The 13030-nt window shown below is 68.4% G+C and carries 9 protein-coding genes; 2 read left to right on the forward strand and 7 right to left on the reverse strand.

Annotation, left to right across the window (positions count from 1 at the left end; all coding sequences use genetic code 11):
• Window positions 1–9: 9 nt before the first annotated feature.
• The 4 genes from CFB50_RS25305 to CFB50_RS25320 form a co-directional block, all read right to left on the reverse strand.
• The gene (locus CFB50_RS25305; RefSeq protein WP_089448413.1) at window positions 10–1536 is read right to left on the reverse strand and encodes an efflux transporter outer membrane subunit; all 1527 of its coding nucleotides are present in this window, start codon (window positions 1534–1536) and stop codon (window positions 10–12) included.
• Between the two features lie 5 nt (window positions 1537–1541).
• Window positions 1542–2771 (reverse strand): efflux RND transporter periplasmic adaptor subunit, encoded by a 1230-nt coding sequence (locus tag CFB50_RS25310; protein WP_089447558.1) that lies wholly within the window; start codon window positions 2769–2771, stop codon window positions 1542–1544.
• Window positions 2772–2807: 36 nt separating this feature from the next.
• Window positions 2808–5975 carry an efflux RND transporter permease subunit gene (locus CFB50_RS25315; RefSeq protein ID WP_089447559.1) on the reverse strand — a complete coding sequence of 1056 codons (3168 nt, stop codon included), beginning with the start codon at window positions 5973–5975 and terminating at the stop codon, window positions 2808–2810.
• Between the two features lie 228 nt (window positions 5976–6203).
• Window positions 6204–6959 carry a Crp/Fnr family transcriptional regulator gene (locus CFB50_RS25320; RefSeq protein ID WP_174943712.1) on the reverse strand — a complete coding sequence of 252 codons (756 nt, stop codon included), beginning with the start codon at window positions 6957–6959 and terminating at the stop codon, window positions 6204–6206.
• A 168-nt stretch (window positions 6960–7127) separates the two neighbouring features.
• Here CFB50_RS25320 and CFB50_RS25325 point away from each other — a divergent pair, with 168 nt between their 5' ends.
• Complete coding sequence (locus CFB50_RS25325; protein ID WP_089447560.1) at window positions 7128–8789, forward strand: acyl-CoA synthetase; 1662 nt, start codon at window positions 7128–7130, stop codon at window positions 8787–8789.
• Window positions 8790–8825: 36 nt separating this feature from the next.
• Here CFB50_RS25325 and CFB50_RS25330 read toward each other — a convergent pair whose 3' ends face one another.
• The 3 genes from CFB50_RS25330 to CFB50_RS25340 form a co-directional block, all read right to left on the reverse strand.
• Window positions 8826–10808 (reverse strand): methyl-accepting chemotaxis protein, encoded by a 1983-nt coding sequence (locus tag CFB50_RS25330; RefSeq protein WP_089447561.1) that lies wholly within the window; start codon window positions 10806–10808, stop codon window positions 8826–8828.
• 158 nt (window positions 10809–10966) lie between these two features.
• Window positions 10967–11398 (reverse strand): YqaA family protein, encoded by a 432-nt coding sequence (locus CFB50_RS25335; RefSeq protein WP_069251485.1) that lies wholly within the window; start codon window positions 11396–11398, stop codon window positions 10967–10969.
• 41 nt (window positions 11399–11439) lie between these two features.
• Window positions 11440–12087: a LysE family translocator gene (locus tag CFB50_RS25340; RefSeq protein ID WP_089447562.1), complete on the reverse strand. Its 648-nt coding sequence runs from the start codon at window positions 12085–12087 to the stop codon at window positions 11440–11442.
• Window positions 12088–12371: 284 nt separating this feature from the next.
• Here CFB50_RS25340 and CFB50_RS25345 point away from each other — a divergent pair, with 284 nt between their 5' ends.
• Window positions 12372–12854: an Lrp/AsnC family transcriptional regulator gene (locus CFB50_RS25345; RefSeq protein ID WP_021159229.1), complete on the forward strand. Its 483-nt coding sequence runs from the start codon at window positions 12372–12374 to the stop codon at window positions 12852–12854.
• The last annotated feature ends 176 nt before the right edge of the window (window positions 12855–13030 follow it).

The raw sequence follows: 13030 nt of genomic DNA on the forward strand, positions 1-13030 counted from the left end.
GTAATCCGGTTAAGGGCTCGGGTGCGCCGCAGCCGGCGCCGGGGCCGGCGCCGGCGCTGCCGTGGCGACCTCGGCCGGCGCGGGGCCGCCTGCGGCTTGGCCATCCCAGCCGCCGCCCAGCGCCTTCGCGAGAAACACGACGAGCGCCGCGCGCTGGCCCTGGATCTGCACGGCCTGGCGCTCGCTCGTCAGCAACTGCTGTTGGGCCGTCAGCACGTCGATGAACGGCGTCAGGCCGCCCGCGTAGCGATCCTGCGCGAGCGACACGAGCTTGCGCGCATCGTCGACGGCCGCGGAGGCCTGCTGCGCGGCGTCGGCGAGCACCGACAGTCCCGTGACCGCATTCTGCACCTCCTGGAACGCGGTGAGTACGGTCTGCCGGTAGCTGGCCTGCGCGGCGACATAGCCGGCCTGCGCGAAATCGACGCCGGCTTTCAGCTTGCCGCCTTGGAACAGCGGCTGGCTGAGCGACCCGCCGACCGACCACAGCAACGCCGGCACGGTGAACAGGCCGGCGAAGCGCGTCGCGTCCCAGCCGAGATCGGGCGACAACGTGATGCGCGGGAAATACGCGGCGCGCGCGACGCCGATCTGCGCATTCGCGGCGGCCATCGCGCGCTCGGCCGACGCGACGTCGGGGCGCCGCTGCAGCACGTCGCTCGGCAGGCCGGTCGGCAGCGCCGGCGCGTTGATCGGCACGACGCGCGGCGCGATCGAGAAGGCGGGGGCCGGCGTGCCGACCAGCGTCGCGATCGCGGTTTCGACCTGCACGCGCTGCTGGAGCAGCAACTGCGCCTGCGTGCGCGTCGCGTCGAGCTGCGCGCGCTGCTGCAGCAGGTCGAGGCCCGACACCGCGCCGAGGTCGTGGCGCGCGCTCACGTAGTCGAGCGCTTTCTGCTGCAGGTCGATCGAGCGCTTGACGACATCGATCTCGGTATCGAATTCGCGCAGCGCGAAATAGCTCGACGCGAGATTGGCGGTCAGCACCAGGCGCGCGTTCGCGAAATCGTCGCCGGCCTGCTCGGTGGTCGCCTGCGCCGATTCGACGCTGCGCCGCACGCGGCCGAACAGGTCGAGCTCGTAGCTGACGGCCGCGCCGACCTGGATCTCGTTCTGCACGGTCGACGTGCTTTTCGTCGCGTAGTTGGTCTGCGGCCGGTCGGCGGAGATCTTGAAGCGCTGGCCGCTCGCGTTCAGGCCGACGGCCGGATACTGCGCCGAGGCGACCGACGCGAGCGTCGCCTTCGCCTGGTCGTAGCGCGCGGCGACGGCCTTCAGGTTCTGGTTGTTGCGCAGCGCGTCGGCTTCAAGCGCATCGAGCTGCGGATCGCCGAACGCGGTCCACCATGCCGGGTCGAGCGGCGCGCGGGCCGGCGCGGCCGGATGCCAGTACGCATCCGCCGGGTCGAGGTGCCACGCGGCCGGTGTGTCGACGTCGGGCCGCTTGTAATCAGGGCCGACCGTGCAGCCGGCGAGCGCGGCGGCGAGCGCAACCGACGTGATGGAGACGGCGGCAGGCCGCCGGCGGATGCGCATCGCGATCACGACTTCGCCTCCGCGGCGCCGGAGGCCGGCTTCGCGGCCGGTGCCGTGACGATCACCGGGTCGCCGTTCGCGAGCGCGTCGCTCGGGTTCGTGACGAGGCGGTCATTCGGCGTGAGCGGGCCGTCGACTTCGAGCGTCTGCCCGATCGTGCGCACGACCGTCACCTGCTTCAGGCGCACCTGGCCATTCGCATCGACGGTGGCGACCGTCGGGCCTTCGGCGCGGAACAGCAGCGTATTGGCCGGCACCTGCAGGCGGCCGACCGGCGTCATCGGCAGCGTCGCCTGCACGTACGCGCCGGGCAGCAGCCGGCCGTCCGGGTTCGGCAGCGTGATCTCGATCTGCAGCGAGCGCGTCGCGACGTCGATCGCCTCGGACGTGCGCGTGACCGTCCCGTCGAAGGTCCGGCCCGGCAGCTCGGCCTGCGCGACGCTCACGTGCTGGCCGACCTTCACCTGCTGCGCGTACGCCTGCGGCACCTGCACGTAGAGGCGCAGCCGGTCGGCCTGCACGACCGTGAACAGCGAGCGGCCCGCGTTGCCGGAGCTGACGAGATCGCCGACGTCGACGTTGCGCTGCGTGACGATCCCGTCGATCGGCGCGACGATCCGCTGGAAGCCTTTCAGTTCGGTGAGGCGGCGCATGTTCGCATCGGCCGCGGCGAGGTTCGCGGTGCCCTGGTTGAACGCGCCTTGCCGGTCGTCGAGTTCCTGCTGCGAGACGGCATCGCGCTGGCGCAACTGCTGCGCGCGGTCGAACGACGTTTTCGCGAGCGCGAGTGCGGCTTGCGCCTGCTGGCGCTGCGCGGTGGCCTGCGCGAGTTCCTGGTTCAGCTCGGGCGTGTCGAGTTCGGCGAGCGTCTGGCCCTGCTTCACGTGCGCGCCGATGTCGGCCTGCCAGCGCAGCACGTAGCCGCTCGCGCGGGCGTAGATCGGCGCCTCGACGAAGCCGCGCAGCGTGCCGGGCAGCGTCAGCTTGCCGCCGGTGGCCGCATCGACCGGATGCGCGATGGTCACGTACTGGCGCGTGTTCTGCTGGGCGACCGCGTCGAGCCGATTGTGGTTCAGCACGTTGACGACGACCGTGCGCGCGGCGCCGGCGGCCAGCAGCACGCCGATCACGATCAGGACGATTTTCCCGCGTCGCGACACCGACGACCGTGTCGGCAGGTGCATGCCGTGTTCGTCCACCTGGATGCCGACGGCGCTGTGATGTTTCTCTTCCATGAATTCAACCAAATCAACCGGGTAGTGGGACGAAAGTCAGTGGCCGGCCTGGCGCGCACGCCGGCGGGCCAACCGCGCATGCACGCCGCCGAACACGAGCGGCACGAACAGCAAGGTCGACACGGTCGCGAACAACAGCCCGCCGATCACCGCGCGGCCGAGCGGTGCATTCTGCTCGGCGCCTTCGCCGAGACCGAGCGCCATCGGCACCATCCCGATGATCATCGCGAGCGCTGTCATCAGCACCGGCCGGATCCGTGTCGCGCCGGCTTCCAGCGCAGCCGTGAGCGGCGGCGCGCCGGCCTCGAGGCGCTGGCGCGCGAACGACACGACCAGGATGCTGTTCGCGGTCGCGACGCCCACCGTCATGATCGCGCCCGTCAGCGCGGGCACGCTCAGGTGCGTGCCGGTGATGAACAGCATCCAGACGATGCCGGCGAGCGCGGCCGGCATCGCGCTGATGATGATCAGCGGGTCGAGCCACGACTGAAAATTGACGACGATCAGCAGGTAGACCAGCACGATCGCCATCGCGACGCCCGCGCCGAGGCCGATATACGACGTGCGCATCGTCTCGATCTGGCCGCGCATCGTCAGCTCGGTGCCGCGCGGCAGCGTCGCGCGCGCATTCGACACGATGCGGTCGATCTCGCCGGCCACCGCGCCGAGGTCGCGGCCTTCGACGCTCACGTACACGTCGATCGCCGGGCGGATGTTGTAGTGCGTGATCACGGCGGGGTTCGCGGTGCTGCGCACCTGCACGAGGTTGCCGAGCAGTTGCAGCGGCATGCCCGTGCGGCCGCTCGCCGAGATCGGTGTGCCGAGCAGGTCGTCGACTGACGAGATGTTGTATTGCGGGGTCTGGATCTGCAGCGGGTACTGGACGCCGGTGCGCGGGTTGATCCAGAACGACGGCGTGGTCTGAGAACTGCCGGACAGCGAGATCAGCATGTTCTGCGCGACGTTCTGCGCGGAGAGGTTGAGCTGCTGCATGCGCGTACGGTCCATGTCGGCCAGCAGGGTCGGTTCGTCGTTACGTTGCAGCACGTGCACGTCGACGGCGCCGGGGATTTGCCTGATCTTTTTCATCAGGCCGCTCGCAATAGTCATGTTACTCGCGAGATCGTTGCCGAGCACCTGCAGGTCGATCGCGGCCGGTTGGCCGAAGTTGAGGATCTGCGTGATGATGTCCGACGGCTGGAAGAAGAACTCGACGCCCGGGAAGCGCTCGGGCAGCACTTTGCGCAGCGCCTGCACGTAGTGCTGGGTCGCGCGGTGGCCGGGCTTCAGCGCGATCAGCAGCTCGCCGTCGAGCGTGCCGATCGTGCCCGCGTTGCTGTACGACAGGTTGATGCCGCTTACCGGCAGGCCGAGGTTGTCGACGATCGCGCCGAGTTCGTCGGGCGGCACGGTTTCGCGGATCACGCGCTCGACCTGGTCGGCGAGGCGCGCGGTTTCCTCGATCCGGTAGCCGGTCGGCGCGCGCATGTGCAGCCGGATGTTGCCGGAATCGGCATTCGGGAAGAAGTCGCGGCCGAGCACGAACACGAGGCCCGTCGACAGCACGCAGAAACCGAGGAAGCACGTCGCGTAGAAACGGCGGCGCACCAGCAGGATGCTGAGCAGCACGATGTACCACGCCCGCAGCCGCTCGAACGCAGCGTTGAACGCGTGATGGATGCGCGCGAAGCGCGACGTCGCATGGTCGGGGCCGGTGCCCGCCTGCTGCGCGCGGAACAGCAGCATCGCGAGCGTCGGCACCAGCGTGCGCGACAGCACGTACGACGCGAGCATCGCGAACACGACCGCTTCCGCGAGCGGCACGAACAGGAAGCGCGCGACGCCCGTCAGGAAGAACATCGGCACGAACACGATACAGATGCACAGCGTCGACACGAACGCGGGCACCGCGATCTCGCCCGCGCCTTCGAGGATCGCGTCGTGAAGGTTGGTGCCGAGATGCAGGTGCCGCTCGATGTTCTCGATCGTGACGGTCGCATCGTCCACCAGGATCCCGACCGCGAGCGCGAGCCCGCCGAGCGTCATGATGTTGATGGTCTCGCCGAGCGCGGACAGCGCGATCAGCGACGTGAAGATCGACAGCGGGATCGAGATCGCGATGATCAGCGTGCTGCGCCAGTTGCCGAGGAACAGCAGGATCATCATCGCGGTCAGCACGGCGGCGATCAGCGCCTCGTGGATCACGCCCTGGACGGCCGCGTTGACGAACACCGACTGGTCGAACAGCGGCGTGATCGTGAGCCCTTCGGGCAGCGTCGGGATCACCCTCGGCAGCAGCGTCTTCAGGTCCGACACGACCTTGAGCGTCGACGCATCGCCGCTTTTCAGGATCGAGATGAGCACGCCGCGCTGGCCGTTCTGACGCACGACGTTGGTCTGCGGCGCGAAGCCGTCGCGTACCGACGCCACCTCGCGCAGGTAGGTGGTCGCGCCGTTGATCGTCTGGACCGGCAGGCTGCTGATGTCGGCGACCGTATCGGCCGACGCGTTCGTGTCGATCCGGTATTCGGTCTGCCCCATCTTCGCGGTGCCGGTCGGCAGCACGAGGTTCTGCGCGTTGACCGCGTTGACGATGTCGGCGGGCGTGAGCCCCTTCGACTGCAGCGCCTGCGGATCGAGGTCGATCGCGACCACGCGCGTGCGGCCGCCGTACGGGAACGGGATCTGCACGCCCGGAACCGTGATCAGTTGCGGGCGCAGGAAGTTGAGCGCGATGTCGGCGAGCGACTGTTCGCTGAGCGTCTTGCTCGACAGCCCGAGCTGGATCACCGGGATGCTCGACGCCGAATAGGTGATCACGAGCGGCGGCGTCGCGCCCTGCGGCATCTGCCGCACGATCGCCTGCGCGGACGAGACCGTCTGCGCGATCGCCGTCTGCACGTTCGCGCCCGGCTGCAGGAACACCTTCACGACCGCGATGCCGGGCAACGACGTCGATTCGACGTGCTGGATGTTGTTGACGGTCGTCGTCAGGATCCGCTCATGCACGGACGTGATGCGGTTCGTCATCTCGGTCGCGGAGAAGCCGCTGTAATTCCAGATGACGCTGATCACGGGAATGTTGATCGCGGGCAGCACGTCGACCGGCGTGCGCATCAACGCAAGCGGGGTGGCCAGCACGATCATGATGGCCATCACGATGAACGTGTAGGGGCGCTTGAGCGCGAGATTGACGATCCACATGGAGGCAGCGGGACGGGCGGTGATCAGGCGTGGGTAAATGGAACCCGAATGATAGGCGTCGGCCCGCAACGGGTTACTGTCGCGAAACTGGCGGAATTGTCAGGTCGGGGCGGGGCGGCCGATTGCCGATTCGGCAGAGGAAACGCAGCGCGGCGCGACGGCCGGAAAACGGTCGCGATACCGGATGGGTGTGCTGCTTCGATGGCGATTCCGTTCATCGGCCCGCGCTCAGATCTGCTCCATCCCGACGCGCGCGAGCGCACCGAGATCGACGACGTCGATCTGGTTGTACGCGAGCCGCAGCGCGCCGAGCTTCTCGAGCTGCTGCAGCGCCTGGTTGATGCGCTGCCGCGATACGCCGACGAGCATCCCCAGTTCCTCCTGCGAGATCGACAGCGACGGGCCGGTGTCCGGGTACAGGTCGGGGTTGAAGAGCTGCGCGAGCGCCTGCGCGACGCGCGCATCGACGTCGAGCAGCCGGCTGTTCTGGATCGACGCGATGAACTCGCCCATCCGGTTGTTCAGTTGATGGATCACGAAGCGCGTGAACGGCAGGCTCGTATCGAGCAGCGCATGGAACGTGTCGACCGGCACGAACAGCACGGTCGAGCGCTGGATCGCGACGACCTCGTACTTGCGCAGCTCGCGCTTGATCACGCTGCCTTCGCCGAACCAGCCGCCCGACGGTACGCCGGAGAACGTGCAGCCGCGCCCCGACGCGTTGAAGATCGCGAGCTTCAGCAGCCCGCGGTGCACGCCGATCCAGTATTCGGATGGCGCGAGCCGATGGGCGATCACATCGCCGGCCTCGCACTGCTCGACGCGCGACTGCGCGAGCACGAGCGCCTGGTGCTCGGGCGCGAGCGTGCGGAACCAGGCGCACTGGCCGAACAGCATGGCCAGCGCCGGCAGCGGGCCCGGTTCGGGCAGCGCGTCGGCCGGGTGGGCGGGCGCGTCGGGCGGGGCAACGAGAGGGGCATGCATGGGTGCGGGTTTGCGAGGATAGGGATAACGCGCAGCGCGTGAAAGGCACTCTGTCGTTTCGATGACAGACGGCTCACAATAGCGCCCGTTAGGCTGTCGGCAATTGAACCACATCAAAACGATCCGGGGTGGATGCGCCCCGGTCGACAGGACACGGGAGACAGGATCATGACGCAGATGTTCGAGGCCGGACTCGGCCGCCGCGACGCGAATTACGTGCCGCTCACCCCGATCGACTTCCTGGTCAGGACGGCCGAAGTCTACGGCGAGCGCCTCGCGATCGTGCACGGCGACGTGCGGCGCACCTGGGGCGAGACCTACACGCGCGCGAAGCAGCTGGCGAGCGCGCTCGCGCGGCTCGGCGTCGAACGTGGCGACACGGTCGCGGCGATGCTGCCGAACATTCCGGCAATGGTCGAGGCGCACTTCGGCGTGCCGATGGCCGGCGCGGTGCTGAACACGATCAACACGCGGCTCGACGTGTCGTCGGTGCTGTTCATGCTGCGTCATGGCGAGGCGAAGGTGCTGATCGTCGACACCGAGTACGCGGAGTTCGCGCATCGCGCGGCGCTCGAGGTGCCGGGTCTGAAGATCGTCAGCGTGGCCGACGCGATGCCGGCCGATCCCGCGCGCTTCGCGGGCGCGACCGACTACGAGGCGCTCGTCGCGAGCGGCGACGCCGACTACGCGTGGACGCCGCCGGCCGACGAATGGGATGCGATCGCGCTGAACTACACCTCCGGCACGACCGGTGACCCGAAGGGCGTCGTCTACCACCATCGCGGCGCGTATCTCGCGGCCGTCAGCAACCTCCTCGAATGGGACATGCCGAAGCACGCCGTCTACCTGTGGACGCTGCCGATGTTCCACTGCAACGGCTGGTGCTTCCCGTGGGCCGTCGCGGCGCGCGCGGGCGTGAACGTCTGCCTGCGCAAGTTCGATGCGAAGACGGTGTTCGACCTGATCCGCCGCGAACGCATCACGCATTACTGCGGCGCGCCGATCGTGCAGAGCGCGATCGCGAACGCACCGGTCGAATTCCGTGAAGGCATCGATCACACTGTGCACGCGATGGTGGCGGGCGCGGCGCCCGCGCCGGCCGTGATCGCGAAGATGAAGGAGATCGGCTTCGACCTGCTGCACGTCTACGGACTGACCGAGGTCTACGGCCCAGCGACCGTCTGCGCGAAGCAGTCGCACTGGGAGGAACTGAGCGACGAGGAGCGCGCGCGGCTCAATGCGCGCCAGGGCGTGCGCTATCACCTGGAGGCGGGCGCGACGGTGCTCGATCCCGACACGATGGCGCCGGTGCCGGCCGACGGCGAGACGCTCGGCGAGATCATGTTCCGCGGCAACATCTGCATGAAGGGCTACCTGAAGAACCCGAAGGCGACCGACGAGGCGTTCCACGGTGGCTGGTTCCATACGGGCGATCTCGCGGTGCTGATGCCGGACGGCTATATCCGGATCAAGGATCGCAAGAAGGACATCATCATCTCGGGCGGCGAGAACATCTCGAGCATCGAGGTCGAGGATGCGCTGTACCGGCACCCTGCGGTGGCGGTGGCGGCCGTCGTCGCGATGCCCGACCCGAAGTGGGGCGAGGTGCCGTGCGCGTTCGTCGAGTTGCGCGAAGGCGCGAGCGCGACCGAGGAGGAGATCGTCGCGCATTGCAAGGCGCTGCTCGCGGGATTCAAGGTGCCGAAGGCCGTGCGGTTCGGCGAACTGCCGAAAACATCGACCGGCAAGATCCAGAAGTTCCAGCTGCGCAATGCAGTGGGATCGGACAAGGCGATCGATCTGGCGGGCGACGACAAGAACAAGAAGTAGGCGATGGGCCGGCCGTCGCCGGCCAGTCGTTCTCCGTCACGCGTTCCGTTCGAGCCGGAACACGCTGACCGCATCCGACAGGTGCGCGGCCTGGTCGCGCAGCGCGACGGCCGCGCGTTCGGCATCCGAGATCAGCAACGCGTTCTGGTGCGTCGCGTCGCCGATCTGCGTGACGGCCAGGTTCACCTGCTCGATACCGGTCGACTGTTCGCGCGACGCGGCGCTGATCTCGCCGATCAGCGTGCTGACCTGGTCGACGCGCGCGACGATGTCGCGCATCGTGCCGCGTGCGGCCTCCGCGATCCGGTAACCCTGTTCGACGGTTGTCGACGATTCGGCGCTCAGCGCGTCGATCTCCTTGACCGCGGCCGCGCTGCGCTGCGCGAGCGCGCGCACTTCGGCCGCGACCACTGCGAAGCCCTTGCCGTGTTCGCCCGCGCGCGCGGCTTCGACGGCCGCGTTCAGCGCCAGGATGTTGGTCTGGAACGCGATGCCTTCGATCGTGCCCGTGATCTCGGCGATCCGGCGCGTCGCGCGGCCGATGTCGTCCATCGTCGCGACCACGCGCTGCACCGCGGCGTCGCCGTTCGTCGCGGCGGCCGACGCGTCCGCGACCAGCGCATTGGCTTGCGCCGCGTGCTCGGCGCTCTGCTGCACGGCGGCGGTGATCTGTTCCATGCTGGCGGCCGTCTGTTCGACGCTGCTCGCCTGCGTCGCGATCCGCGCGGCGATGTTGCTGCTGCCGGCCGCGATGTCGACCGTGCCGCGCGCGATGTCGGCGGAGCTGTTGCGCACCTGCGCGACGATCCGAGCGAGGCCGTCGCCGATCCCGTCGACCGCCTGAACGAGCCGGCCGATCTCGTCGTCGCCCGCATGGCCGCGCGTGGCCGCGCCATCACGGATGCGCACGCTGAGATCGCCCGCTGCATAGCGTTCGGAGGCCCGTGCCGCCGCATCGAGCGGCCGGCTCACGACGCGGCGCACCACGATGACGAACAGCGTCGCGAACGCCGCGACGAGCACGGCGCCGATCATCAGGAAGCGGTTGCGGGTGGCGCGCATGGTGGCGAGCAGTTCGTCGTCGAGCGCGATGCCGCCGACGAGCCATTGCCACTGCGGAATCGTCGTGAACGACACGAATTTCGCGGTCGGCCCGCCATCGTGCGCGGCCGGGTCGGTCGACGTGTACGCGAGCCGCCCCTCGCCGGCCGCGAGCATCTGCGCATACGGCGCACGCGTGTCGTCGGCCGGCCGGCCGTCGGCATCCGGATGCACGACGAAGGTGCCGCGCGACGGGCCCTGCGACGCATCGAGCACGAAGTAGTAGCCGTTGTCGCCGATCTTCAGCGAGCGGATGCCGTCCTCGACGAGCTTGAGTTCGTTGCCGATGTCGAGGCCGACGAACAGCGCGCCGATCACGCGGCCGGCCGCGTCGGTCACCGGCTTGTACTGCGTGATGTACGACCGGCCGAACAGCTTCGCGAGGCCCGTGTAGCTGCGCCCGGCGACGAGCGGCGCGTAGGCGGGGCCGGCACGGTCGAGTTTCGTCCCGACGGCGCGCGCGCCGTCCTGCTTCTTCAGCGACGTCGTGATGCGCACGAAATCGTCGCCGTCGCGCGCGAAGATCGTCGCGATCGCGCCGCTTTTCTTCAGGAACTGGTCGGGAATCGAATAGTCGAGGTCGAGCGGCTGGCCGCCCGCGAGCAGGGTCGGCGCGGCGACGCCGCCGATGTCGACTGTGCGCGCCGGGTCGAGCGAGAAATCAGGCGGCAGGAAGCTCGCGAACAGCGACATGGAGCGGTTGGCTTCGGCCGTCAGCGCCTTGTCGAACAGGTCGACCATCGCGCGGATCGACTGTTCCTTGTCGACGATCCGCATGTGGGCTTCTTCAGCCAGTTGCTGGCCGGCGAAATGCGCGAGCGTCCACGCGAAAACGGTAAACAGCAGGGCGACGAGCGCGCACGCCAGCGCCGCAAGACGCGCGCCGACGCTCACCCGGCCCAAGTGGGTCAATCTCATGAAACATCCTGAGTGGGGAGGGAGAGGAGGCGGAACGCACGCGTCACCGCTCGTTGACCGGTTAATACGGCAACTTCGGCGAAATCTTTAGCGGTGTGTCGTGGAAGGCGGCGCCTGCCGGTGCGGCCGTCAGGCGGGTGTGCGACGAGAAGCGGTTGTCAGTGCGTCACGAGCCACGCGATCACGAGATACCGCGCGACCTTCGCGACGGTGACGATCGCGAGGAACGACGGCAGCGGCTCGCGCAGCACGCCGGCGATCATCGTCAGCGGATCGCCGATCACGGGCGCCCAGCTCAGCAGCAGCGACCAGCGGCCGTAGCGCGCATACCAGCGCTCGGCGCGCGCGAGCGCGGCGGGCTTGACGGGAAACCAGCGGCGTTCGCGGAAGTGCTCGATGCCGCGCCCGAGCGCCCAGTTGATCACCGAGCCGGCCACGTTGCCGATGCTCGCGACGAGCACCAGTGCCCACACGGGTTCGCGCCCGGCGAGCAGCAGGCCGGCGAGCACGGCTTCGGACTGGAGCGGGAACAGGGTCGCGGCGACCATCGACACGGCGAACAGGCCGCCGTAAGTGAGCAATTCGGACATCGCGCGATTGTACCGGGCACGTGCCGGCCGCCCGGTCGCTGTCAGTTCCAGCCGACCATGATCGCGCCCATCCCGACGAGCAGGCCGCCCGTGACGCGGTTCATCGCGCGCATCCGAGCGGGCCGCTGCAGCGCGCGGCTCAGCCGGTGCGAGAACAGCGCCATCGACGCGACGCCGCCCGCGAACAGCACCGCGAACGTCGTCGCGAGCAGCAGGTACTGCTGGTTCAGGCTCCAGTCGGCGCTGGGGCTGATGAACTGCGGAAAGAACGACGGGAAGAACAGCAGCGTCTTTGGATTGATGCCCGAGGTCGCCAGGCCGCGCCAGAACAGTGCGCGGTGCGAGTCGGTGTCCGGCATGGCCGTTCCGGCCGGCCCGGCCGAGGCGGCAGGTGCGCCGGCCGGCGTACGGCTGAGCCATTGCTTGCAGCCGAGCCAGACGAGGTAGGCCGCGCCGGCCCAGCGCAGCACGGTCAGCGCGCGCTCGTCGAGATGCACGAGCGAATTCAGGCACAGCGCGGTCAGTGCGAGTTGCAGCAGCACGGCGAGCGTGCCGCCCCAGACGCACGGCAGCGCGCGGCGCCAGCCGGCGCGGAGCGCCTGGTTCATGGTGAGGAGGTTGACGGGGCCGGGGGCGTAGACGAGAACGGCGGAAGCCGCGAGAAACGAGAGGTAAAGCCTGAACGACATGACGGGTAGGGCAGGAACAGGAACATGGGCGCCGAAGCCGCGCGGCCGGATAGGCGCGCGGGCGGCGGGGAATCGCATGCCTGCGGCCGGCACCGCAACTCGTGATTGCGGCTGCGCGTCCCGGTGCGAAGGGGTTGTCGCGGGGAACGTGCCGGACAGCAGGCATGGGTAAAAATATATCAAGGGGCCGGATTAAAAGGCTTCCGCTTTTCCACACAAACCGACATAAATCCGGAATAGCGTTCAGATAGAATCCCCGTTTTCAGTAGAAGATTCTTTTTGCCATGGCCACACGTGAACGCTCGCCGAAAACGCTCGACAGCCAGGACCGCAAGATCCTCGGTGCACTGCAGAAAAATGCGCGTCTGTCGAACGCCGAACTGGCCGAACAGATCGGCATGTCGACCACCGCGTGCTGGAACCGCACGCGGCAGCTGGAGGTGGACGGCTACATCGACGGTTACGTCGCGCTCGTCAACCAGCGGAAGCTGGGCTATGCGGACATCGTGATCCTCGAAGTCACGCTCGATCGCCACGAGGACGACGCGCTCGCGCGCTTCGGCGAGGAGCTCGCCGCGCTGCCCGAGGTGCTCGAGGCTTATCTCGTGTCGGGCGAGTACGACTACTGGATCAAGGTCGCGGTGGATGGCACGGCAGGCTACGAGCGTTTCCTGCGCGAAAAGCTGTACAAGATTTCGAGCATCCGCCACAGCCGCTCGATGTTCGCGCTGCGCTGCATGAAGGACGTGCCGTCGATTCAGGTGTGAGCGTTCCGGGCGCCGTGCAGGCTGCACGGTGCGCGTATTGTCCGCTGGCCGCGACCGGCGTCCTTGGCCGTCGTCGACGCGCAATGCTCACTGGCCGACCTTCGCACCGAGTTGCGATTGAAGGCAAAACGAAAGGGCATGCACGCCTTTGGCAAGGTTGCCGTCACCGGTGGTTC

This window comes from Burkholderia sp. AU33423 (assembly GCF_002223135.1).
Classification (GTDB): domain Bacteria; phylum Pseudomonadota; class Gammaproteobacteria; order Burkholderiales; family Burkholderiaceae; genus Burkholderia; species Burkholderia lata_D.